At 70.6% G+C, this 23,413-nt stretch carries 18 protein-coding genes; 14 read left to right on the forward strand and 4 right to left on the reverse strand.

What is annotated here, in order from left to right; all coding sequences use genetic code 11:
• Window positions 1-87: 87 nt before the first annotated feature.
• Together HDC34_RS03260 and HDC34_RS03265 are read right to left on the reverse strand one after the other, a co-directional pair.
• Complete coding sequence (locus HDC34_RS03260; protein WP_179555832.1) at window positions 88-4,866, reverse strand: NAD-glutamate dehydrogenase; 4,779 nt, start codon at window positions 4,864-4,866, stop codon at window positions 88-90.
• A gap of 89 nt (window positions 4,867-4,955) precedes the next feature.
• A complete protein-coding gene (locus tag HDC34_RS03265; protein WP_179555833.1) occupies window positions 4,956-5,999 on the reverse strand; it encodes a Gfo/Idh/MocA family protein in 1,044 nt (347 codons plus the stop codon).
• Window positions 6,000-6,135: 136 nt separating this feature from the next.
• Between HDC34_RS03265 and HDC34_RS03270 the strand changes: the two genes are divergently transcribed.
• From HDC34_RS03270 to HDC34_RS03290, 5 genes are all read left to right on the forward strand, one after another.
• Window positions 6,136-7,626 (forward strand): hypothetical protein, encoded by a 1,491-nt coding sequence (locus tag HDC34_RS03270; RefSeq protein WP_179555834.1) that lies wholly within the window; start codon window positions 6,136-6,138, stop codon window positions 7,624-7,626.
• 233 nt (window positions 7,627-7,859) lie between these two features.
• Window positions 7,860-8,942, forward strand: a complete 1,083-nt coding sequence (locus HDC34_RS03275) for an amino acid ABC transporter permease (protein ID WP_218854873.1) — start codon at window positions 7,860-7,862, stop codon at window positions 8,940-8,942.
• A complete protein-coding gene (locus HDC34_RS03280; protein WP_179555835.1) occupies window positions 8,939-9,757 on the forward strand; it encodes an amino acid ABC transporter ATP-binding protein in 819 nt (272 codons plus the stop codon). Before HDC34_RS03275 ends, HDC34_RS03280 begins: the two co-directional genes overlap by 4 nt.
• Window positions 9,758-9,846: 89 nt before the next feature.
• The gene (locus HDC34_RS03285) at window positions 9,847-10,869 is read left to right on the forward strand and encodes an ABC transporter substrate-binding protein (protein WP_179555836.1); all 1,023 of its coding nucleotides are present in this window, start codon (window positions 9,847-9,849) and stop codon (window positions 10,867-10,869) included.
• A gap of 103 nt (window positions 10,870-10,972) precedes the next feature.
• On the forward strand, window positions 10,973-12,370 hold the full coding sequence (locus tag HDC34_RS03290) for an MFS transporter (protein WP_179555837.1): 1,398 nt from the start codon (window positions 10,973-10,975) through the stop codon (window positions 12,368-12,370).
• On the opposite strand, the gene HDC34_RS03295 is transcribed toward HDC34_RS03290, so the two are convergent.
• Window positions 12,354-13,418 carry an alpha/beta hydrolase gene (locus tag HDC34_RS03295; protein ID WP_308807249.1) on the reverse strand — a complete coding sequence of 355 codons (1,065 nt, stop codon included), beginning with the start codon at window positions 13,416-13,418 and terminating at the stop codon, window positions 12,354-12,356. The two genes, HDC34_RS03290 and HDC34_RS03295, sit on opposite strands and share 17 nt — an antisense overlap.
• Before the next feature lie 170 nt (window positions 13,419-13,588).
• Here HDC34_RS03295 and HDC34_RS03300 point away from each other — a divergent pair, with 170 nt between their 5' ends.
• The 8 genes from HDC34_RS03300 (at window position 13,589) to HDC34_RS03335 (ending at window position 21,388) form a co-directional block, all read left to right on the forward strand.
• Window positions 13,589-14,122, forward strand: coding sequence for a hypothetical protein (locus tag HDC34_RS03300; protein WP_179555839.1), 534 nt, complete (start codon window positions 13,589-13,591; stop codon window positions 14,120-14,122).
• Window positions 14,123-14,176: 54 nt separating this feature from the next.
• On the forward strand, window positions 14,177-14,914 hold the full coding sequence (locus HDC34_RS03305) for a lysophospholipid acyltransferase family protein (protein WP_179555840.1): 738 nt from the start codon (window positions 14,177-14,179) through the stop codon (window positions 14,912-14,914).
• A complete protein-coding gene (locus HDC34_RS03310) occupies window positions 14,911-16,131 on the forward strand; it encodes a glycosyltransferase family 2 protein (protein WP_218854875.1) in 1,221 nt (406 codons plus the stop codon). Before HDC34_RS03305 ends, HDC34_RS03310 begins: the two co-directional genes overlap by 4 nt.
• Window positions 16,132-16,179: 48 nt before the next feature.
• The gene (locus HDC34_RS03315; RefSeq protein ID WP_179555841.1) at window positions 16,180-17,004 is read left to right on the forward strand and encodes a hypothetical protein; all 825 of its coding nucleotides are present in this window, start codon (window positions 16,180-16,182) and stop codon (window positions 17,002-17,004) included.
• A 140-nt stretch (window positions 17,005-17,144) separates the two neighbouring features.
• Window positions 17,145-17,915: a copper resistance CopC family protein gene (locus HDC34_RS03320; protein ID WP_179555842.1), complete on the forward strand. Its 771-nt coding sequence runs from the start codon at window positions 17,145-17,147 to the stop codon at window positions 17,913-17,915.
• Window positions 17,916-17,964: 49 nt separating this feature from the next.
• The gene (locus tag HDC34_RS03325) at window positions 17,965-18,570 is read left to right on the forward strand and encodes a copper chaperone PCu(A)C (protein ID WP_179555843.1); all 606 of its coding nucleotides are present in this window, start codon (window positions 17,965-17,967) and stop codon (window positions 18,568-18,570) included.
• A complete protein-coding gene (locus tag HDC34_RS03330) occupies window positions 18,570-19,835 on the forward strand; it encodes a Dyp-type peroxidase (protein WP_179555844.1) in 1,266 nt (421 codons plus the stop codon). The genes HDC34_RS03325 and HDC34_RS03330 overlap by 1 nt, the downstream gene beginning before the upstream one ends.
• Complete coding sequence (locus HDC34_RS03335) at window positions 19,832-21,388, forward strand: PepSY domain-containing protein (protein ID WP_179555845.1); 1,557 nt, start codon at window positions 19,832-19,834, stop codon at window positions 21,386-21,388. The genes HDC34_RS03330 and HDC34_RS03335 overlap by 4 nt, the downstream gene beginning before the upstream one ends.
• Here HDC34_RS03335 and HDC34_RS03340 read toward each other — a convergent pair.
• Window positions 21,324-21,824, reverse strand: a complete 501-nt coding sequence (locus HDC34_RS03340) for an MSMEG_6728 family protein (protein WP_179555846.1) — start codon at window positions 21,822-21,824, stop codon at window positions 21,324-21,326. The genes HDC34_RS03335 and HDC34_RS03340 overlap by 65 nt on opposite strands.
• A 113-nt stretch (window positions 21,825-21,937) precedes the next feature.
• Here HDC34_RS03340 and HDC34_RS03345 point away from each other — a divergent pair, with 113 nt between their 5' ends.
• A complete protein-coding gene (locus HDC34_RS03345; protein ID WP_179555847.1) occupies window positions 21,938-23,395 on the forward strand; it encodes an HNH endonuclease signature motif containing protein in 1,458 nt (485 codons plus the stop codon).
• Window positions 23,396-23,413: the final 18 nt, after the last annotated feature.

Raw genomic sequence — 23,413 nt, forward strand, 5'->3', positions numbered from 1 at the left:
TCCTCAACGAAGCGACTTTCCCATCCCGAGACGGATCGCCGGGCGGGCGGACCCGGACGGGAGCGCGACCGGCCGCGCGCGCCCCCCCTAGCGCACGAGCGAGCGGAGGCGGCGCAGCGCGACGGACAGCGTGGCGAGGCCCGTGTCGTCGCCGGCGTGCACCGCATCCGATGCCTCGTCGAGCGCGCGCGTGGCGGTGGGGCCGAGCCCGGCGATCCACGCGTCGACGCGTGAGTCGGCCTCGGCCTGCTCGGTCTGAGCGATGACGGATGCGGCGAGCTCGACCATGACGGCGTACAGGTCGTCGCGCATCGCGGCGCGCGCCATGGACCCCCAGCGGTCGTCCTGCGGCAGCGCGGTGACGCGCGTGAGCATGTCGTCGAAGCTGACGCGGGCCGACAGCGAGTAGTACACGCCCGCGAACTCCTCGAGGTCCCACCCCTCGTTCCCGGCGCGCTCGATGATGTCGAGCAGCGGCATGAGCTCGAGCAGGCCGGCTCCGCGCAGCGCGAGCTCCCGCGGTACCCCGGCCGCCTCGAACTCGCTCACACGGTCCGCGAAGCGCTCGCGTTCCACGCCCTGCTGCAGCTCGCCGATCCGCGACGCGAACTGGGCGACCGGCTCCGTGAAGCGGGTGATCTCCTCGCCGATGTCGATGCGGTCTGGCCTGTGCTGCACGAACCAGCGGGTGGCGCGGTCGAGGAGTCGGCGGAAGCCGAGGTACAGCTCGGTCTGCGTGGAGGTCGAGACGAGGTTGTCGGTCGCCTCGACTTCGACGACGAACCCGCGCAGGTCGAAGATCTCGCGGGCTGCGACGTAGGCGCGTGCGATCTCCTCGCTCGTGGCGCCCGTCTCGTCAGCGGCGCGGTAGGCGAACGTGATGCCGCCCCGGTTGACCATGGAGTTCACGACGGAGTTGACGACGATCTCCTGCCGCAGCGGATGCGCGTGCAGATCGGGCCCGTACTGCTCGCGCACCTCGGCCGGGAAGTACTCGGCGAGGGTGTGCGAGAACCAGGGGTCGTCGGCGAGCTCGGTCGTGGCGAGGTCGCTCTTGAGGGCGAGCTTGGCGTAGGCGACGAGCACCGAGAACTCTGGCCTGGTGAGGCCGCGGCCATCCTCGATGCGGCGCTTGATCTCGGCGTTCGACGGCAGGAACTCGAGCTCGCGGTCGAGCTCGTCGCGCTCCTCCAGCCACGTGATGAGGCGCTTGTGCGATGGCAGCATGGATGCGGCGTTCGAGCGCGAGTTGCCGAGGAGCACGTTCTGCTCGTAGTTGTCGCGCAGCACCTGGGTTGCGACCTCATCCGTCATCGCGCGCAGCACCTCGTTGCGGGCCTCACGGTCGAGCCGCCCGTCGCGCTCGACGGCGCCGAGGAGGATTTTGATGTTCACCTCGCGGTCGGAGGTGCCGACGCCCGCGGAGTTGTCGATGGCGTCGGTGTTGAGGCTGACCCCGGCCATGGCGGCTTCGATGCGGCCGCGCTGGCTGACTCCGAGGTTGCCGCCTTCGCCGACGACCCTGAGCCGCAGCTCGCGGCCGTCGACGCGGATCGCGTCGTTGCCGCGGTCGCCGATCTCCGCGTTCGTCTCGTCGCTCGCCTTGATGTAGGTGCCGATGGCGCCGTTCCAGAGCAGGTCGACCGGGGCCAGGAGGACGGCCCTCTTGAGCTCGAGCGGGGTGACCCGCTGCACGTCGGCTTCGAGGCCGAGCGCCTCCCGCATCTGCGGGGTCACGGGGATGGACTTCTGCGTGAGCGGGAAGACCCCGCCGCCTTCCGACATGACGGTGCGGTCGAAGTCGTCCCATGACGAGCCGGGGAGGTCGAAGAGTCGCTGGCGTTCGACGAACGTGGCCGCGGCATCCGGTGTCGGGTCGATGAACACGTGCCGGTGGTCGAACGCCGCGACGAGGCGGATGTGCTCGGAGCGCAGCATGCCGTTGCCGAAGACGTCGCCCGACATGTCGCCGACGCCGACGACCGTGAAGTCCTCGGTCTGCGTGTCGTGGTCCAGCTCCCGGAAGTGCCGCTTGACCGATTCCCACGCGCCTCGCGCGGTGATGCCCATGCCCTTGTGGTCGTAGCCGGCTGAGCCGCCGGACGCGAACGCATCCGCCAGCCAGAAGTCGTAGCTCTCGGAGATGCCGTTGGCGATGTCCGAGAACGAGGCGGTGCCCTTGTCGGCTGCGACGACGAGGTACGGGTCGTCGCCGTCGTGGCGGACCACGTCGGTCGGCGGCACGATGTCGGTGCCGACGCGGTTGTCGGTGATGTCGAGGAGGCCGCGGATGAAGGTGCGGTAGGCCGACTTCCCGGCCTCGAGCCACGCGCCTCGGTCGCTCGGGGAGGGCAGCTGCTTCGCGAAGAAACCGCCCTTCGACCCGGTCGGCACGATGACGGCGTTCTTCACCATCTGCGCCTTCACGAGCCCGAGCACCTCGGTGCGGAAGTCCTCGCGGCGGTCGCTCCAGCGCAGCCCTCCTCGGGCGACGCGGCCGAAGCGCAGGTGCACGCCCTCGACCTCGGGCGAGTACACCCAGATCTCCGCCATGGGATGCGGCTTCGGGAGCCCGGGGACACGCGTGCAGTCGAGCTTCATGGAGACCCAGTGCTTCGGCTTGCCTTCCGCATCCACCTGGTAGAAGTTGGTGCGCCAGGTCGCGTCGACGATGCCGATCATCGAGCGAAGGATGCGGTCCTGGTCCAGGCTGGCGACGTCGTCGAGCGCCGCCTCGAGCCGTGCCGCCACCGTGGCGAGCTCGGCGTCTCGGTCGCCGCCCAGCTTGGGGTCGAACTTCGTCTCGAAGAGCCGCACGATGTCGGCCGCGATGGCGGGGTTCCCGGTGAGCGCCTGCTCGATGTACTCGACGGAGAAGGTCGCGCCGATCTGGCGCAGGTACATGCTGATGGCGCGCAGGATCACGATCTGGCGCCAGCGCAGGCCGCCGAGCAGCACAAGCGAGTTCAGCCGGTCGGTCTCGGACTCTCCCGACCAGACGGCGCTGAACACCGACTCGAGCTCCGCGCCCCAGTCGGCGTCGTTCCAGACCTCTGCGGCAGGGGCTGTCAGCCCGAAGTCGGAGATGTGCAGGTTCGTTCCGTCCGGCAGGGTGATGACGTACGGGTGCTCGTCGACGACGTCGACCCCGAGGTCGGTGAGGGCGGGAAGCACTCTCGTGATGGGGTACACGTGGTGGGAGGCGAACGTGAAGTAGCGCTTCCCCGGTTCGTCGCGTTCTGGCGCGTAGAGGTGCACGGCGAAGGGTGTCTCCGCGTCGAGCTGCTCGAGCAGCGCGATGTCGTGGACCGCGTCCTCGGGTGGGATGTTCTCCTTGTACCCCTCGGGGAATGCGGACGCGTACCGGCCGAGGATCTCCGCCGCACGCTCCTCGTCGTAGATGCGGTGCAGGCCATCCACGAGCTCCTCATCCCAGCCGCGGATGGCGCGCTCGATGCGGGGCTGCAGGTCCTGCTCGCTGACGTCGGGCAGCGGTATGCCCTTGGGCGCGCGCACGACGAAGTGCAGCTGGGCGAGCGGGGATTCGCCGACCCGGGTCGCGTGGTCGACCTGGCTCGCGTTGAAGGTCGTGCGCAGGAGCTCCTCGATGCGGAGGCGAACCGTCGTGTTGTAGCGGTCGCGCGGCAGGTAGATGAGGGCCGACGCGAAGCGGCCGAACTCGTCGCGGCGCAGGAAGATGCGGTAGCGGCGCCGCTCGCGCAGGCGGCTCACCTCGGAGGCCACGGCGTGCAGGTGCTCGACGCTGTCCTGGAAGAGCTCGTCGCGCGGGTACTGCTCGAGGGTCTGCAGGAGGTCCTTGCCGGAGTGCGAGTTCGGGGCGTGCCCGGACGCGCGCAGCACGGCCCGCACCTTCGCGCCGACGATCGGCAGCGTGAGCACGGACGCCGCGTAGGCGACCGACGTGAACATCCCGAGGAAGCGCAGCTCGCCCGTGACGTTGCCTGCCTCGTCGAAGCTGCGGATGCCGATGTAGTCGAGGTACACGTCGCGGTGCACGGTGGCTCGCGAGTTGGCCTTCGTGATCGTGAGGAGGCGCGGTTCCCGTGCGGTGCGCTGCGCCTCGCGGGTGAGGCGGGTGCTCGCGGTCGAGGGCCTGCGCAGGATGCCGAGCCCGGTGTGGGGGAGCGGGCGCAGCACCTCCTGGCCCTCCTCGTCCGTCTCGAGGGCGTATTCGCGGTAGCCGAGGAACGTGAAGTTGTCTTCGGCGAGCCAGGTCAGGAACTCGACGGCTGAGGCGATCTCCTCCTGCGTGACGCTCGTCGGCGGCTCGGTGCGCAGGTCGGTGACGAGGTCGAGGCAGGCGCGGCGCATGGGGCGCCAGTCGGCGACCGCCGCGTGCACGTCGGCGAGCACGTTGCGCAGTCGCTCGGCGAGCTCTTCGCGGCCCTCATCGGTGGCGACGCGGTCGATTTCGAGGTGGATCCACGACTCGAGCTCGCCGCCGTGCGTGTGCATCTCGAGCAGCTCGCCGTCGTCGTCGCGGCGCACCGAGACGACGGGATGCGCGAGGAGGTGCACGGCGAGCCCCTGCCGCGCGACGGCGGCCGTGACGGAGTCGACGAGGAACGGGGCGTCGGCCGTGCAGATGTCGACGATGGTGCGTCGCGAGCTCCAGCCGTCCTCCTTGAGGGTCGGCGTGAAGACGGCGATGAGGGTCTCGTCGCTGCGGCGGCGCGACGCGAGCCTCCGCATGGTGGCGGCGGCTCCGACGATGTCGCGCGGTTCGCGAGTCGCGATGTCGTCGGCGTCGACGTCGTCGATCAGCCGTTCGAGGCCTGCGCGGATGCTCGGCTCGACGTCGTCGAGCGCCTCGCGCAGTCCGGTGAATTCAGTTCCGTGGATCATGCCCTACCCCTTTACAGGCGGGCCCTCATTGGCCCGCCGTCGCACCCCGTGCCTCGATGGTAGCCGGGGTGGGAGGGCTCGGGTGCCGCTCAGAGGGTGACGGTGAGTCCCGTGCGAGCGCTCTCGCGGGCCGCATCCAGGATCTCGACCGTGTGCACGGCCTGCTCGAGCAGCACCGGGGGAGCGGCTTCGCCTCGGACGGCGGCGAGCAGCTGGCGGTAGAACTCGGAGTAGTCGCCGCGCGCCGAGGGCACGGGCGTGCTGCCCTCCGCGGTGTGCAGCACGCCCCAGCGTTCCTCGGTCTCGACGCCCCAGTCGGCGGCCGCGGCGGATGCGGGTCGCAAGCCGGCGTCGATCTGCGAGGTCTGCACGTCGTCCATGCGCGACTCGTACGAGCCGAGGTCGCCGTAGGCGATGAGCTCGCGGCCTTCGAGGTGGTTGATCTTGCTGGACGCGACACGGGAGAAGACGCCGCTCGCGTGGTGGAGGGCGACGTCGAAGCCGCAGTCGACGTCGACGCCACCGACCGAGGTGATGTCGAGGTGGGCGCTCACGCGCTCGACGGGACCGAAGAGGAACGCCATCTGGTCGACGAGGTGGCTGCCGAGGTCCCGCAGGAGGCCGTGAGCCGGCCCGGTCTCGAGGGTGCCGGAATCGTCCTGGTCCATGCGCGAGGAGACGCGCCAGATCTCGCCGAGCCTCCCCTCGTCGATGACCTGCTTGAGCGTGACGAGGTCGGTGTCCCAGCGGCGGTTCTGGTAGGCGGTGAGGATGCGCCCGCTGCGCTCGGCGGCGGCCTGCAGCTCGCGCGCGCCTTCGACCGTCGGCGCGAACGGCTTGTCCGCGACGACGTGGACTCCCCGCTCGAGGGCGTGCAGCACGAGCTCGCGGCGTGTGTCGGGCGGGGTGGTGATGACAACCGCGTCCACACCGGCGTCGAGGAGCGCATCCAGGGAGTCGAACGCGGGGACTCCCGGGGCTTCGGTCGTGAGGATCGCGCGCCGCGCTGGTGAGCGGGTCACGACCCCGGCCAGCTCCCAGCCCGCCACGGCCTGGATATACGGCACGTGGAAGCGGTGGCCGCCAGCCCCGTAGCCGACGACGCCGATGCGGGACGGTGTGGATGCGCTCATGGGGCTCTCTCTTCTGCGCGGGCAATTGGTGCTAATGACAGGACAAGGCTAGGGCCTGGGTGGCCGGGCGGCAACGGCTCGACTGTCGGAGGTGTGGTGTTGAATGAGCGCAGACAGGAAACAAGGGGGTGCGACCGTGGTTGAAGGCAAGAACGGATACACGCCGCCGGCGGACTACCGGGCACCCGACTTCGTGCGGCAGTGGTCGGACTCCGCGACGCGGGGTGCCGATCGCATCGAGCAGGAACGCGAGCAGCGCACGAGAGACGGCGAGCGCGACGCCGCTCAGCGCGCCCAGGACGGGCAGCGTGCGCTCGAGCAGAGCTCGCAGGACGCGCAGCGAGCCGCAGGTCAGGCAGCTCGGGACGCGCAGCGTGCGGCCGAGCAGCTCGCACGCGATGAGGGGCGGGCCGCGACGAGCACCGCCGCGCGCGCCACGTACGACCTCGACCGAAGCGGGGAGGGTGCGCAGCGCGGACTGGCCTACTCGCACGGCTCCGCCAACGACGCGCTGCTGCGTCGTCGCGCGCAGCTGCCGACGCAGGCGCAGGCGCAGGCGCCGTCGTCGGCCCCGGCTCCGCCTGCTGGCCAGGTGTCCAGCCCAGGTCCGGCCCCGACTTCTCCATCTGCTCCGCAGCCAACCACGCCGGGCGTGCATCCGACTCCCGCCGTCCCCAAGAGCCGAGCGGCCAGGGGCCCCGCCGCGAAGAACGCCGCACATCTCGGACAGCCGGGCCTCGGGCCTGGGGCCGCGGTCTTCGCCGGGCTCGCGGCCATCGTCGCGGCGTTCCTCGGCTACTGGATCCCGGTCGTCATCGCGATCCTGTTCTCGATGGCGCCCATCAAGCGCGGCTTCGCGTCGGGTGCCAAGGGCATCGCGGCCGCGATCCTCGCGATCCTGCTGCTCGCATCCGCCGCCTTCGTCCAGGTCGTGCAGGTGCTGCCAGGCGCCTTCGGAAGCGACGAGACCGAGGTCAGCACCGAGCCGACGCCCGTGGGGCTCGAGGGCGACCCCATCGAGTCCGGAACTCTCCCCGAGTTCACGTTGCAGGCCGGAAACCCCGTCGGAGGATTCGGCGAGGCCAACCTCGATGTCGTGCTGCCCGAAGGCGACGGACAGCTGGCGGTGCTGCAGGTCGACGACAAGGTCGGTGGCCTCAGCGCCTCGATGTACAGCGGCGATCAGGTTGTCGAGTTCCAGTACCTGGAGCGGGCGACCGGCGGAACGGCGCGATGGCTCATCAACACCCAGGCGGCCTTCGAGCAGTCGTTCGGCGACGACCCGACGTCGCTGGTCGTCGACCGCATCACGATCATGAGCGAGGGGGAGTGGACGGCCGAGATCCTGCCTGTCTCGGTGCTCCCTCCGTTCGACGTGGCGCTCGACGGGGTCGGCCCGGGGGTCTACCTCTACACGGGTGCGGGCGGCGAGGCCTCGATCACATCGAGCGACTACGGCAACTTCGCGATGACCGTGCACGGCTCGGAGTTCGACTACATCACCGCCGAGATCCCTGAGGTCGAGGCGAGGGCCTGGCCGGCGGGCCCCTTCGTCATCGAGGTCGTCGAGGCGACCAAGATCGACGGCACACCGCTGCCCTGGAGCATCCAGGTCGTAAGCCCCTAGTTCCATCCAAGACCCCACCGCGTGCGCTTCGAGGCGCCCAGACGGGCCTCGCTGACTCTCCACCCGGTGACGGCGTGACCTTCTGTGACGCAGCACTGCGCCGCGCGACTCTCTCGGAACTCCCGCGTACCGGCCGCTACTGACGGGCATCCGCTCGCCAATACCTTCTCGACAAGCCCTCACATCTGAGGGTCAGCCCCTCCGCCCGGAGGGTCCGCCGAGAGGAGAACGCGATGTCACAGATCGACACCGCACCGACCACCGACAGCCCGCCGTCGACGCCGCCGGACGACGCCACACCCGTGGCGAGCCGCCGGATGCAGACGCTCGGGCCCGGTGAGCACCTCAAGGTCGTGCACCCCAAGCACTGGGTGCTCTGGATCCTCTCCGCCGTCGCCGTGTTCGCGGTCGCCCAGTTCGCGTGGTCGCTCGTCACGAACCAGCGCTACGAGTGGAACGTCTTCGGCGAGTACTTCTTCAGCCCGATCGTCGTCAACGCGCTCATCCTGACCCTGCAGCTGACGGTGCTCTCCGGGGCGATCGGGTTCATCCTCGGCGCCCTCCTCGCCGTCGCCCGCCTCTCGAAGTCGCCGCTGCTGAACTCCCTCTCGTGGAGCTTCATCTGGTTCTTCCGCTCCGTGCCGCTCGTCGTGCAGCTCGTGGTCTGGTACAACCTCGGCTACCTGTACCCGACGCTCGGCCTCGGGACCCCGTTCACGACCGACTTCTGGCTCGTCGAGTTCCCGACCGTGCAGCTCATCTCCTCGTTCGCCGCCGCGACGCTCGGCCTCTCCCTGCACCAGGCGGCCTACTCTGCGGAGATCATCCGCGCCGGCATCCTCTCGGTCGACCAGGGCCAGCTGGAAGCATCCGCCGCGCTCGGCCTCCCGCGCCGGTACCGCTTCTTCCGCATCATCCTGCCGCAGGCGGCCCGCGCCATCACGCCGAACGCGTTCAACGAGATCATCGGGCTCGTGAAGGGCACCTCGGTGGTGTTCGTCGTCGCGCTGCCCGAGCTGTTCTACACGGTGCAGGTCATCTACAACCGCAACCAGCGCATCATCCCGCTGCTGCTCGTCGCGGTCGTCTGGTACGCCATCATCACCACGCTCCTCTCGATCGCGCAGTACTACATCGAGCGCCACTTCTCGAAGGGCGCGCACCGAGAGCTGCCGCCGACGCCCATCCAGAAGGCGAGGGCCTGGATCTCCGAGAAGTGGGCGCTGCTCGACGACGACAAGAGCGATGAGGACCCGGAGAAGCCGGACGGGCAGACGAAGACGCTGAAGACCAAGAAGGACGTGAGCGAAGCATGAGCCAGGCAACCATCACCCGGAACGTCGAGGCCGAACTCGAGCGCCGCAGCGCAGCATCCGGGCAGGTCAGCGTGTGCGGCGTGAGCAAGTCGTACGGCACCCACGAGGTGCTGCACGACATCGACCTCGAGATCGAGCCCGGCGAAGTCGTCGCCCTCCTCGGCCCGTCGGGCTCCGGCAAGTCGACGCTGCTGCGCACCATCAACCACCTCGAGTCCGTCGACGGCGGATCGATCCTCATCGATGGCGAGTACATCGGCTACGTCAGGAAGGGAGACCGCCTCTTCGAGCTGCGCGAAGCTGAAACGCTTCGCCGCCGGACGAGGGTTGGCATGGTCTTCCAGAACTTCAACCTGTTCCCGCACCTCACCGCGCTGCAGAACATCACGGCGGCCCCGGTCGCGCTGCAGCGGGCCTCCAAGGCGGATGCGGATGCGCAGGCCAGGGGACTGCTCAAGCGGGTGGGGCTCGAGGGCAAGGAGTACCACTACCCGCGCCAGCTCTCCGGCGGCCAGCAGCAGCGCGTCGCGATCGCGAGGGCGCTTGCCCTCAAACCGGATGTGCTCCTCTTCGACGAGCCGACGAGCGCGCTCGACCCCGAACTGGTCGGCGAGGTGCTCGACGTGATCCGCGAGCTCGCCCACGGCGGCACGACGCTGGTCATCGTGACGCACGAGATCGGCTTCGCGCGAGAGGTCGCCGACCGCATCGTGTTCCTCGACGCCGGTCGCATCATCGAGCAGGGCACGCCGGAGCAGGTCCTCACGAACCCGCAGCACCCACGCACGCAGGACTTCATCCGCAAGGTGCTCTAGCTCGCAGCGGGCCGAGCTCTGCCCGCATTCCTCTCCTCTCATTTCTTTCCAGAACTTCAGCAACGCATCCACCCCGAAAGGTGCCTCTCATGGCAAAGCTCAACAAGAAGAAGGTCGGCGTCATCGCCGGCGGTGTGGCGGCGCTCGCCGTCATCGGCGTCGTCGCCACGACCCTCATCGTCAACGGCCAGTCGGCCCCGGTCACGGCAGCCGAACCCGACGGTGCCCAGCCGGCAAGCGGGCTCATCGAGTTCGACCTGACCAGCGCCAACGTCGACGGCCGCCCGCAGATCGACCCGGTGCCAGAGGCCATCGCCGCGCTTGAGGCGTCCGGCTGGCAGCCCGCTGAGGCCGGGAAGCTCACGGTCGTCGGCAGCGCGTACATCCCGCCGCTCAGCTTCCTCGCCGAGGACGACAACGTGACGCGCCTCGGCAGCGAGGCGGACTTCGCGCAGCTCATCGCCGACGGGCTCGGCCTCGAGCTCAAGGGCGAGGTCGCCGCGTGGGCCGACTGGCCCCTCGGCGTGCAGTCCGGCAAGTACGACCTGATCACCTCGAACGTCACCGTCACGGAGGAGCGCAAGGACCTCTTCGACTTCGCCACGTACCGTGAGGACGTGCTCGGCTTCTACGTGAAGGCCGACAGCGAGATCGAGTCGATCACCGAAGCCAAGGATGTCGCGGGCCTGTCGGTCATCGTCGGCGCAGGCACGAACCAGGAGAAGATCCTCGTCGCGTGGGACGAGGAGAACCAGGCAGCCGGGCTCGAACCGGTCGACTTCCAGTACTACGAGGACGACGCGGCGGGCACGCTCGCGCTGCAGTCCGGGCGAGTGGATGCGACCTTCGGTCCGAACGCGACGGCCGCGTTCAAGGCGGCGAGCGACGGCGAGACGAAGCTCGTCGGCACCATCAACGGCGGCTTCCCGGCCAACGCGCAGATCGCCGCGGGCACGGCGAAGGACAACGGCCTCATCGAAGCCGTCGAGATCGTCCTCAACCACGCCATCGAGAACGGCCAGTACGACGCGATCCTCGACCGCTGGGGCCTGCAGGATGAGCGCATCGACGCCTCCGAGGTGAACCCGGCGGGCCTCCCGCGCGAGGAGTAGCCATCTCGCTTCCGTCAGCGACCGAACCCGTCGCGTCCTCGAAGTCCGAGGCGCGGCGGGTTTCGGTGCGCCGTCGGGCGCGCCCAGCCGCACCGACGGGCTCGTGCTCGCACTCGGCGTGGCGACCGCGTTCACGACCCTCCTCGACCAGGCCGTGTTCAGCTTCGCCGTGCCGAGCATCCAGCGCTCCCTCGGCGCCGATGCCGCGCAGGTGCAGTGGCTGACCTCGTCGTACTCGCTCGCGTTCGGCCTCGCGCTTGTCGGCGCTGGCCGCCTCGGCGACCTGCTCGGGCGGCGCTCCCTGTACATGCTGGGGCTCGTGCTCTTCGCGGTGGCGGGGTTCGCGGCGGCGCTTGCCGACGACGCGACGACCGTGATCGTGGCCCGCCTCGTGCAGGGCTTCGGGGCCGGCGTCGTGAATCCGCAGGTGCTCGGACTCTTCCAGGACACATTCCGCGGCATCATGCGCTCGCGCGCGCTCTCCGGCTACACGACCGCGGGTTCCGCGGCCGGGCTCATCGGTCCGCTCGGCGGCGGCCTGCTGCTCACGCTCCTGCCAGACAGCACGGGGTGGCGCCTCGTCTTCCTCCTCGCCGTCCCCCTCGCGGTGGTGCTCATCGTCGCGGCCGTGTTCGTGTTGCCGAGGCCCGTTGCGGTGACCGGCGGCGTGCGCGTCGCGCTCCGGCAAGTGGATGCGATGGGCGTCGTCCTGCTCGGGGCTGGAACGCTCGCGCTCCTGGTCGCGGCGGCGAGCGGCGGCTGGCTGGTCGCGGCCCTGGCGGTCGCCGGCCTGGCCTTCTTCGTCGCCTTCGCCCTGTGGGAGCGGCGCGCGTATGCGAGGGGCGGCGCCGCGGTGCTGCATCCGGCGCTCGCGCGCAGCCGCGGCTACCTGCTCGGCACCGCGGTCGCGACCCTCACGTTCGGCTCCGCGCTCGGCCTCGGGCTGCTCACGACGCTCTTCCTCATCGACGGGCTCGGCTACTCGCCGTTCGTGGCGGCGCTCATGCTCACGCCGCGCGCGCTCGGCATGGTGGTCGGCTCGATGCTGAGCTGGCGGCTCGTGCGGCGCTTCGGGCGCGGCGGCATCACGTGGGCGCTCGGGCTTGCACTCGCGGCGGTGACCGCCGAGGTGGCGCTGGTCGCCTCCGGCTCGGAGCCGCTCATCCTGCTCGGCGTGATCGGCGCGGGTGCGCTGCAGGGCTTCTTCGCCGGGCTCTTCACCCCCTCGAACCAGTCGCTGACGCTCAACGAGGCCCCCGCAGGTGTGAACGGGGTCGCGGCTGGCTTCTTCCAGCTCAGCCAGCGGCTCTCGGCGGCGCTCGCGCTGTCGATCTACGCGGGCACGTACCTGGCGGTCGGGGCCACGATGCCAGCGAGCTTCGCATTCGGGGCCGCCGCGTCGATCACGATCGCGGCGTCGCTCGGCGCGCTGCTCGTCTCGGCGGCAGACGGCAACCGCCGGCACCGACCGGACGAGCCCGGCGTCACTCGGGCGACGTGACCGACTTCAGGAAGTCGATGGTCGACGCCAGCGCGCTCTGCGCATCCGCCCCCGCGAGCTTGAACTGGTACTCGTGCTGCAGCGCCGGCTCGTGGTCCTCCGGGTAGAAGACCGCGGTGACCGGCACGCCGAGACCCTGCAGCTTCGTCGCGAACGGCTGCGATTGGTTCGCGGTCAGCGGGTCGGCGTTGCCGCCCGAGATCCAGGTCTGCGGGAAGTCGGCGGTCACGTAGTCGAGGGTCGACATCTCCTGCCCTGCGGGGGTGTCAGCCCAGTCCTTGTCGCCCTGGTACGCCCACAGCGCCACGCGGAAGCCGTAGCCGCCGAGGCCAGGCGCGCTCGGGATGCCGCTCACGTCGTAGATGCCGCAGTTCAGCACCATCCCAGCGAGCTGGTCGGCGGCGAGCGCCGGGGCGAGGCCGACGAGCTCCGCGTACTCGGGGTTCGTGGCGAGGGCCGCGAGCTGGCTCGCGAGCTGCGCGCCCGCGGAATCGCCCGCGAGGACGATCTGGTTCGGGTCGATGTTGTACTCGGCCGCGTTCGCCGTCAGGTGCGCGAGCGCCTCGTTGAGCTGCGTGAGCGCCGTCGGATAGGTGGCCTCCGGCGCGACCGTGTAGTTGACGGCGACCGTCGTGAACCCCTCCGCGGCGAGGATCTGCACATACGGGTCGACGTTCTGCTTGCCACCCGAGATCCACGCGCCCCCGTGGATCCACACGACCGTCGGCAGTGCCTCGGTCGTGTCGGCGGGTGAGTACAGGTCGAAGGTCGTGTCCGAACCGCCGTCGCCGTACGGCACATCGAGCTGCGACTGCAGGCTGTCAGCGGTCGGCGCGAAGGCCTCCATCTCGGTGACGGTGCGCTTCGCATCCAGCTCGAACAGGCCGCGGATGACCATGGCAGCGGGCCAGGGCGTCGACACCCAGATGATCGCGCCGACAAGGCCGGCGGACAGCACGCCGAGCGGCACCGTCCTGCTCTTGCGGCGGTACCAGGGCTTCGCTGCGTTCCTGGCTGGTCTCGGCGTGACACTCGGGGGGATGCTCACCCTCGCATTCTTCCAGTACCACGATCCATGCAGACGCACACCGCCGTGTTGTCCGCGAGCCCGGGTATGCAATATGTTGCAGATCACCCCCTCCTCGATGCAGCGATGCAGCGCCGACCGCCCAGATCGGTGGCGCTCCTGCGAGCATCCCGACGCCGAACGGCCCATGCATGTACGCCCTCCTCGTGATCCTCCAGACGGTGGTGCTCCCGCTGCTCTTCGGGGGCGTGCACCTGGGCGTCGCGGGCGGCAATCCAGCGCTCGTCTTCGGGATCTGGTTCGCGTTCTGGGGCGTCGGGTCGCGCCTCATCGTCGCGGGCATCAGTCAGCTCACGAACCCCCTGCGAACCACGCAGACCATCCTCGGGGCCGCCGCCGCCGACGAGAGCGATGAGCCTGAGGAACACGCTGCCGGTACGCGCATGCAGACGCTCAACGCGACCGGCGCCGCGACCGCGCAGGTGGTGCAGGAACTCGGGCTCGCGAACCTCAGCCTGGGCACCGTCGCACTGGTCTCCTCGCTGGTCCCCGGTTGGGGACTCGTGGGCGCGCTTCCCGGCGCGATCTACCTGGGCATCGCCGGCATCCGGCACCTCGCGAAGCGCGGCAAGAGCACCAACGAGCTCGTCGCGACCTGGACCGACCTGCTCGTCTTCGTGATCGTCGTGGGCGGCGTCGTCGCGGCCGCCCTCCGCGGCTGGTGAACGACCCGCTTCCCGGCTTGTCGCGTCGCGTGCTGCGATAGCGTCGAGCACACCATGATGCTTCGCCTGGCTCGCGCGCTGCTCGTGCGCAGCGCGGTGCGCGACGTGCGGACGGGCCTGCTGTCGATCGCGGTCACCGGCCAGCCTCCGAGCGGCGGCGCGGTGCTCGCCGCCAACCACGGCTCATGGTGGGACGCCTACCTGATCGGCCTCTACGCCAGGAACACCGGGTTCGACGTGGCCGTCATGATGGGCGACGAGCAGCTGCGCCGCTTCCCATTCCTGCGCCTCGTCGGGGCAGTGCCCCCGCGGGCGGTGCGTACGCTCGCCGCCCGTGCGCGCGCCGGCGACTGGTCCCTGATCTTCCCGGAGGGCGAGCTGCGCGCGGGCCGCGGGCTCGCGTCGCTGCACCCGGGCGCCGAGTGGGTCGCGGCGCGCGCCGAGGTTCCGCTGGTCCCCGTCGCCATCCGAGTCGTCATGCGCGGGGCGGCCAAACCCGAGGCGTTCGTCCGCTTCGGCGCACCCGTGCGCCCCGAGCAGCTCGCGGCAGCACTCGGCTCGATGCTCGAGGAGCTCGACCGGGCCCTCGACGCCGCAGACCCCGCACGGCCCCTGCCGGGCTACCGCATCGTGTTCGACGCGCAGCGATTCCGCCGCGACCGAGTCGGCTTCGCCGGGCGGATGCTCGCGTTCCTGACCAGGCCGGAGGGCTTCAGGGCTCGCCGGGCTCAGCGGACCCACCGGGCTCGCCCGGCTCGTCCTGGTCGTCAGGGCGAGCGGGGCCGCGAGTGAACCGGTCGCTCGTGAGCCGCGTGGTCGCCGGAGTCTCCCTCGCGTACCTCGGCGCGAGGGCGATCGTGCTGCTCGCGAACGCGCTGACGCAGCGGAGCCTGCGGGCGGCGGCCGGGACGGCAACCGGGACCAGCCGTGCCCGTGCCCGTGCTGGGACCGGGCGTGGATCGTCGGCCTCACCAGCTCCAGCTGAGCGCTCGGGCCACGCATCCGCGCCGCGGGTCGCGCTGCTCATCCCTGCCCGCGATGAGGAACCGACGCTGCGGGAGACGCTGCCCGGATTCCTCGGTCAGGGAGCCGACGAGGTGGTCGTGCTCGACGACGAGTCGGCCGACGCGACCCGCGCGGTCGCCGAGGCCGCGGGTGCCCGCGTGCTTCGGGGTGCGCCGCGCCCCGAGGGGTGGACGGGCAAGAACTGGGCGTGCGCGCAGCTCGCCGCCGCCAGCGAGGCGCCCGAGCCGCCGAGGCCCGACGATGTGCTCGTCTTCACCGATGCCGACGTGCGCTGGAACCCCGGTGCGCTAGACGCGCTGCTGGTGACCATGCGTGCATCCCGGGCCGACCTCCTCACGGTCTTCCCACGTCAGGAGACTCGGACCCTCGGCGAGCGGCTCATCACGCCCCTCAACGACGCGGTCGTGCTCGGGTCGGTGCCGATGGCCCTGCACGGGCGCAGGGCGCCGGTGGTTGCGAACGGCCAGGTCATGGCGTTCACGCGCGCCGCCTACGCCCGCGTCGGAGGCCACGCGGCGGTGAGCGGTGAGCTCGTGGAAGACATGCGTCTCGCCGAACGGATGCGCGCCGCTGGCGGCCGAGTCGTGACCGTGCGGGGTGGGAGCGCGATCGGGGTGCGCATGTACGACGGGTACCGGAGCTCGGTGCGCGGCTTCGCGAAGTCGCTCCTCGGCCTCCATCACGGGTCGCGGGCGCTCATGCTGGCGACGAGTCTCCTGACGGTCTGCGTCTACTCGCTGCCGTGGGTCCTGCTCTTCTTGCCCGGTGCGGGGGAGTCGCGCGCAACCGGGCGCATCCTTCGGCTCGTGCGGTTCGTGGGCCTGCTCGATCGCACGGTCTCCAACCTCGTCGCGGGGCGGCGACGCCCCCTCGACCTCGCCGAAGGGCTGCTCGGCCCGATGAGTCCGCTGCTCGTGCTGCCCGTGTACGCGTTGGCGGGGCGCCGCAGCGTCGCCTGGAAGGGCCGCGCCTACGAGGCGTGACCAACCGCCGCGTCTACGAGCAGTAGAAGACGTGCGTAGACTTCTGGCGTGACCTCCGCCGGCCTGCTGACCCCCGCCGTGGGGGAAGTGGACCCGCTCGACCTCGACCTCGACCTCGACCTCGATCTCGACCGAGACCCCGCCCTGGCCCCGCCCGTGGATGCGCGGCCGCGAGACGCCGCACGGGTGCGCCGAGTTCGGCTCGCGTTCGTCGCAGCATCGGTCTCCACGTTCATCGCGCTCGCCTCGCACGTCTTCGCCGGCGGCGGCATGCCCGGCCTGCTCGGCGTCGCGTTGCCGTTTGCGCTGGCCGTGCTCGCTTGCCTGCTGCTGGCGCGCATCCGCACCGACTCGCTCCGCCTCGCGCTGTCTGTCGGCGCGAGCCAGTTCCTCTTCCACACGCTGTTCGTGCTGGGCACGCCGCCGGCCGCCAGCGGTTCGGCCAGCGCAGCGGATGCGCATGCCGGGCACGCGGGTCACGGCCAGCTCGCGGCCTCGTCGGCGATGGCGGACTTCGCGTCGGGCTCGGGCGTCAGCTCCCCGACCGCCGCCCTGCACCTCGGACACGACGGCCCGTTCATGTGGGCGATGCACGCGTTCGCCGCGGTGCTCACGGCGCTTGCCCTGTACTTCGGGGAGGCCCTCCTCGCGAGTCTCGCGCGCGTGAGGCACGCCGCCGTCGAGCTGCTTCGGCCGCTCGTTCGCGGCATCTTCCTGCTCCTCGTTCGCGCCGTGCGCCCCGCCGCGGTGATCGACTCGGCGCCGCTCGAGTTGCCCTGGGTGCCCGCGCTGCCGGTGCGCGCTGCGCGCACCCTGCGGCGCCGAGGCCCGCCCGCGGTCGCGATGCTCCCAGCATTCGCGACCTCGAACTAGCGCCACAGCTCTCGTCTCAGCTTCCCTGCTGAGGTGCTGTCTGGTGCCGGTCGGCGTCGATCATTCTCCGTCCGTGACGTTCGCGCGCCTTCCGCGCGACGCCTTCGTGCGCGGGCGGACAGACCCGAGGAACTCTCGAGATGTCTTTCGACTCAGCACCAACATCCACGACGCGCCGGACACTCCCGACGCGCAGAACATCCACGACCGGCAGCACACCGACCACAGCAGCGCCGACAGCACCGAGGAGACTCGCCGTCACGGCCATCGCGCTGCTCATGGCCTGTCTCCTGGGGTTCGCCGGTGCGACCCCAGCGCAGGCGCACGACCAGCTCATCGCGAGCTCGCCATCGCCGGACGCGTCGCTCGACGCGTCGCCGGCGGGCATCACCCTCAGCTACTCCGCGAACATCATGGAGATCGGCCCGATGATCGTGCTGCAGGACGCCGCGGGCCGCGACTGGGCGACCGGCGAGCCCGTCATCGACGGGACGACGGTCACGAGCGCCGTCGACGACACCCTGCCCGACGGCGCGTACACCGTCAACTGGCGGGTCGTCTCCTCAGATGGGCACCCGATCACGGGCACCATCCAGTTCACGGTCGGCGATCCCACGGCGGCGGACGCGCCCGCGGCACCGGCACCCTCGGACCCGGCCACCGCTGACCCGACGACGGCCGACCCCGCCCCCACTGACGCGGCGCCCTCCGAATCCGAGTCACCCTCCGGCGCGACGACCCAGCCGACGTCCGAGATCACCTCGCAAGCGGCGTTCGACGTGCCGCGGATGCTGCTCATCGGCGCGCTCGGGGCGCTCGTCGCGCTCGGCGTCGCCTGGCTGATCGTCCGGGCACGCAAGGGCGGTCAGGCGCAGCCTGAATCGGCTGAGGCCGACACCGATGCGCGCTGACGCCGCCGCCACTCCTTCTCTCTTCTCTCTCCGCAAAGGAACCACGCTCATGACCCGTACCACCACGAACCTCCCTCGCCCCCTCGCAGCGGCCGCCCTCCTCGCTGCTGCTGCGCTCGCCCTCACCGGATGCACGGCCGCCGGGTCGACGGCCACCCCCGACGCCGCCTCGGCGGGTCCCGCCGCCGAATCCGTCACCGTCGAGAACGCCTGGGTGAAGGCCGCCGACTCCGGCATGTCAGCGGCGTTCGGCGAGATCGAGAACACGGGTGCGGGGGACGTGACGATCGTGTCGGTCGCGAGCCCCGCATCCACCGCGCTCGAACTGCACGAGACCGTCGAGAACGAGACGGGCGAGATGACGATGCGTGAGAAGGGTGGCGGGTTCACGATCGCCCCCGGCGAGACGCTGACGCTCGAACCCGGGGGCAACCACATCATGCTCATGGACCTGCCCGAGCCCGTTGTCGCGGGGGACGAGCTGAGCTTCACGCTCACGTTCTCGGACGAGTCGACCCTCAATTTCACTGCCCCGGCCAAGGACTACGCCGGGGCCAACGAGAACTACGAAGACGGCGACATGGGCGGCGACATGGAGATGGACCACTCCGACATGGACCACGCCGAGCACGGCGACGACGCGGACAACAGCTAGTGCCCGGCGACCAGAGCCCTGGTCGCCCCCGCCCGACTCGGCGACAGCTCCTCTTCGGGGGTGCTGTCGCCGGGTTCGGCGCGGTCGCGGCCGTGGGCGCCGACCAGGCGCTCCGTCTCGCGGGACGCCAAGAGCCAGCGGGCGCAGCGGATGCGGCTGCCGACGCGAGCCCGGCCGGTGCCGGTGAGCTGACCGGGTCAGGCGTCGTCCCGTTCTACGGGCCGCACCAGGCGGGCATCGCGACCGTGCCGCAGGCGCACGCGACGCTCGCCGCCCTCGATCTGCGAGACGGCATCGACCGCGATGGGCTGCGGCGACTCATGCAGCTCCTGACGGACGATGCGGCGCGCCTCACCCGGGGTGAGCCGGCACTGGCCGACTCCGAACCCGAGCTCGCGCACCTGCCGGCCAACCTGACGGTGACGTTCGGGTTCGGTCCTGAGTTCGTGCGGCGCGCATCCACCACTGCAATGCAGGCGCCCGCCTGGCTGCGCCCGCTGCCGCCGTTCGGCATCGATCGGCTCGAGGCGGCGTGGAGCGACGGCGACCTGCTGCTGCAGGTCGCGTCCGACGACCCGTTCACGGTCGCCCACGCGTTGCGGATGCTGCTGAAGGACACGCGCAGCTTCGCGACGGTGCGGTGGACGCAGCCCGGGTTCCGCCGGGCGCGCGGGTCGGAGGCCCCGGGCACCACGATGCGGAACCTGTTCGGGCAGGTCGACGGCACCGTCAACCCGGCGCCTCCGACGCTCGACTTCGAGCAGCTCGTCTGGATTCGCGAGGGCGCGTTCGCGGGTGGGACGGGCATGGTCGTGCGGCGCATCCGCATGGACCTCGACAAGTGGGACAGGCTCGACCGCAGCGGTCGCGAGCAGTCGGTTGGCCGCACGCTCGCGAACGGCGCCCCGCTGACCGGCACGGACGAGCACGATGAGCCGGACTTCTCGGCCGAGAACGCGGCCGGGTTTCCCGTCATCGCCGAGTTCTCGCACATCCGGCGGGCGCGATCCGAGGACGCGTCGGAGCGGTTCTTCCGTCGCGCCTACAACTACGACGATGCGCCCACGGGGGAGGAGATCTCGAACTCGGGGCTGCTCTTCATCGCCTTCCAGGCGGACGTGGATGCGCAATTCGTGCCCATCCAGCAGCGGCTCGACGAGCTCGACCTGCTCAACGAGTGGACGACGCCCATCGGGTCTGCCGTGTTCGTCGTGCCGCCCGGATGCGCGGAAGGCGGTTACGTCGGCGAGGGGATCCTCGGATGAGCGGACCAAGACCGCGCGCCCGGCGCGTCTCGAGCACGGGATGGGTCGGGCAGCTGCTGATGCGCCTCCACTTCCTCGCGGGCGTCTTCGTCGGCCCGTTCATCCTCGTGGCGGCGCTGAGCGGCGCACTCTACGCGCTGACCCCGCAACTCGAGCAGCTGGTCTACGATCACGAGCTGCATGCGCCGGTCTCCGAGAGCGCCCTGCCGCTCGGAGAGCAGATCAAGGCAGCAGACGCGCACGTCGGGCAGGACGAGACGATCGTCGCCGTGCGTCCGGCCCCGAACCCGGGCGATACGACGCGGGTCATGTACGCGGATGCGACGCTCGGGGAGAGCACGACGCGGGCGGTGTTCCTCGACCCCGCGACGGCAGAGGTGCGCGGTGACCTGCCCGTCTACGGCACGTCCGGTTCGCTGCCGCTGCGCACCTGGATCTCCGAGCTGCACCGAAGCCTGCACCTCGGTGATGCTGGCCGGCTCTACAGCGAGCTCGCGGCATCCTGGCTCGGGGCCGTCGCGCTTGCAGGGGCAGGGCTCTGGGCCACCAGGTACCGGCGGGCGCGAACGGCGAAACGGGCGACGCAGCAGCGCAACCTGCTGCGGCCGAACCTGCTCGCGACGGGGTTCGCGCGCACCCGCAGCCTGCATGCATCCACCGGCATCTGGGTGCTGGCCGGGGCGCTGTTCCTGTCGGCCACGGGCATCACGTGGTCGCAGCACGGGGGAGCGAACTTCACGGAGCTGCGAGCCGCGGTGGGATGGACGACGCCCGCGCTGAGCACGAGCCTCGACGGCGCCGGCGCCGCGGCCGCAGATGAGCACGCAGAGCACGCTGGCCACGGGCACGGGGGTGTGACACCGAGCCTCGATGCTGGCGAGCTGAGCCCGGGCGCCTACGACTCGGTGCTCTCCATCGCGCGCGAGGTGAACGTGAACACCGGGCTCGTCGAGATCCGGCCGCCGGCGGAACCCGGCACGGCGTGGGTCGTGCAGGAGATCCAGCGCAGCTTCCCGACGGAGGTGGATGCGGTTGCCATCGACGGCACGACCATGCAGGTGGTCGACCGGGTCGACTTCGCAGAGTTCGGGCCGGTCGCGAAGCTCAGCCGCTGGGGCATCGACCTGCACATGGGTTCGCTGTTCGGCCTCGCCAATCAGCTGGTCCTCTTCGCGGTTGCGGTGGGTATGGCGGCGATGGTCGTGTGGGGGTACGTGATGTGGTGGCAGCGTCGGCCGAGGCACGACCCGTCGCGGTTGGTCGGTGCCGCTCCGCCTCGTGGAGCGCTGCGCCGCGCGCCGAGGTGGGGCATGCTGCTCGCGCTCGCCGTGGCCGTGGCGCTGGGCATGTTCCTGCCGCTGATGGGCGTGAGCCTGATCGTCTTCCTGGCCGTCGACGTCACGGTCGGGATGCTCGCTCGTCGGCGATCGCGATCGCGATCCGGGGCGCGGCCGTCCGACCTGACGCGCGGTCAGCGGGCCGGCGGGGTCAGTCCCGCGAGCGATGGCTCGAGTGCGGGTCGGAGCGTGGGTTCGAGCTTGGACTCGAGGTGACGCCGGGCCACACGTAGTCGAGGCCGCGTTCCGCGTCGGGGAACAGAGCGCCGTAGAACTCCTCGTCCTTGGCGATGAGCTTCGAGCGGTGCGACTCGTGGAGTGCCTCGTCGCCCAGCCAAGGTGGAGGGTCGGACACCCTGAAGTCCGGCCCTCTGCTGGTCGCCGCCTCCTCGAAGACGGCAAGCGTCTTCTCGGCGCAGGTGTCGGCGTAACCGCGTCCCACCCATTCCGCGCAGAACGCGCCCTGGTAGTCGAGGAGGGCCCGTTCGTAGCCGATCCACATCTTCACGACGGGATGCTGCTGCCACCCGTAGCCGGGCACGGTCAGCGCCTTCATGACCTGCAGGGTCTCGACGCGCTGCTTGCCGAGGCGCTGCCGGTCGAGCACCCGCGCGGATTCTGCGAAGTCTGCATAGGGGAGGAACGTCTGCATCGACCTGTTGTACCGCGCGAGCATCAGCGGATGCGGGGAGGGTGTCGGCAGCTTCCCGAACGATCTCCTCGGACCGGACCAAGAATGTCGGTGGTCGGGTGGAAGCTGATCGCATGATCGATGAAGCACTCGCGACGAGAATCCCGGAGGGGTGGAGGCCACCCGACTCGCTGGTGGAGCGCGTGCGAATGCTCGAGCGCTTCCTGGTGGTCCGGTCGATCGCCGATGCCGACGCTGATCTCGCCCGTGCCCAGGCTGAGCAGGCGCGCGTCTACGCACTCGCGGCGCGGACGGCCCTCGCAGAGGACGAGCGCCAGGGCACACTCGAGCAGGAGTGGGCGCTTCGCTCGTGGAAGGCGGAGATCGCCGCGGTCACGAAGACTTCGAGGCAGGCGGTGTCTGGCATCATGGGCCGCTCGGCGATCCTCACTGAGGACTTCCCGCTCGTTCATGCCGCGCTCGCGGCGGGCGAGGTGTCGATGGCGCATGCCCGCATCGTGTGCGAGGCGGGAACGATCGTCGTGCACGAGGACCCCGCGGAACAGGCCGCGCGCCGCGAGCTGTTCGTGCAGCTCGCGCTCGAGAAGGCGCGTTCGACGTCACCTGGCAGGCTGAAGGACTTCGCCATCAAGCAGGCGGAGCGGCTGACGGCGTCGTCGCTCGAGGAACGCTACGAGCAGTCGATGACGTCCCGGGCCGTGCTCGTCTTGAGTGAGGCGGATGGCATGGGCTCGCTCGGCGCTCGGCACTCGCTGCCGGTGCTCACGGCGATCGATGGGCGGTTGTCCGAGATCGCGAAGGCCATCATCGCGGCGCGGGGCTCTGATTCCGACGACCCGCGGACCTTCCACCAGGTGCGGGCCGACGTGTTTGCCGAGCTGCTGCTCACGGGCAGGCTGACGACCTGTCCGGAAGCGGCGGGCATCACCGCGAAGGTGTCCATCACCTTGCCGGTGCTCGCGATGCTCCACGCTCAGCACGGCGACGTCGACGGCGACGGCCGTGCGCTCGATACGACGCCCGCGCTCCTCGACGGCGTCACGCCCATCCCGATGAGCGTCGCGAAGGCGCGCGCAGCCAACGCGCCGGCCTCCGAGCGCATCCTCACCCACCCGATCACTGGAACGGTCGTCGAGGTCGACCGCTACCGGCCGACGGAGGCGATGCGCGCGTGGCTGCGGGCTCGAGATGTGCACTGCAGGTTCCCGGGATGCCGGCTCCCCGCAGAGCGTTGCGACCTCGACCACACGATCCCGGCATCTGAAGGCGGGCCGACGAGCCTCGTGAACCTCGCTGACCTCTGTCGCTGGAACCACACGGTCAAAGGCAACACCGGTTGGGAGGTCTGCCAGCTGCCCGGCGGAGTCATGGAATGGATATCGCCCACGGGCATCCCGCTGAAGGATGTTCCCGAACCGAGGGGCGTCACCTTCGGACCCTCCCCGCCCGGCGAACCGGGCCTCGAGATCGGAGGAACTGCCTACCGGGTGCAGCAGCCCGGGCCCGGGCTTGGACCAAGGACCGGCGAGGAGCCGGGCATCATGCCGGGCCTCGACCCTCCACCGTTTTGACCGGGCTCCGATTCGTTG

Origin of the sequence: Pseudoclavibacter sp. JAI123 (assembly GCF_013409665.1) — a bacterium.
Classification (GTDB): domain Bacteria; phylum Actinomycetota; class Actinomycetes; order Actinomycetales; family Microbacteriaceae; genus Pseudoclavibacter.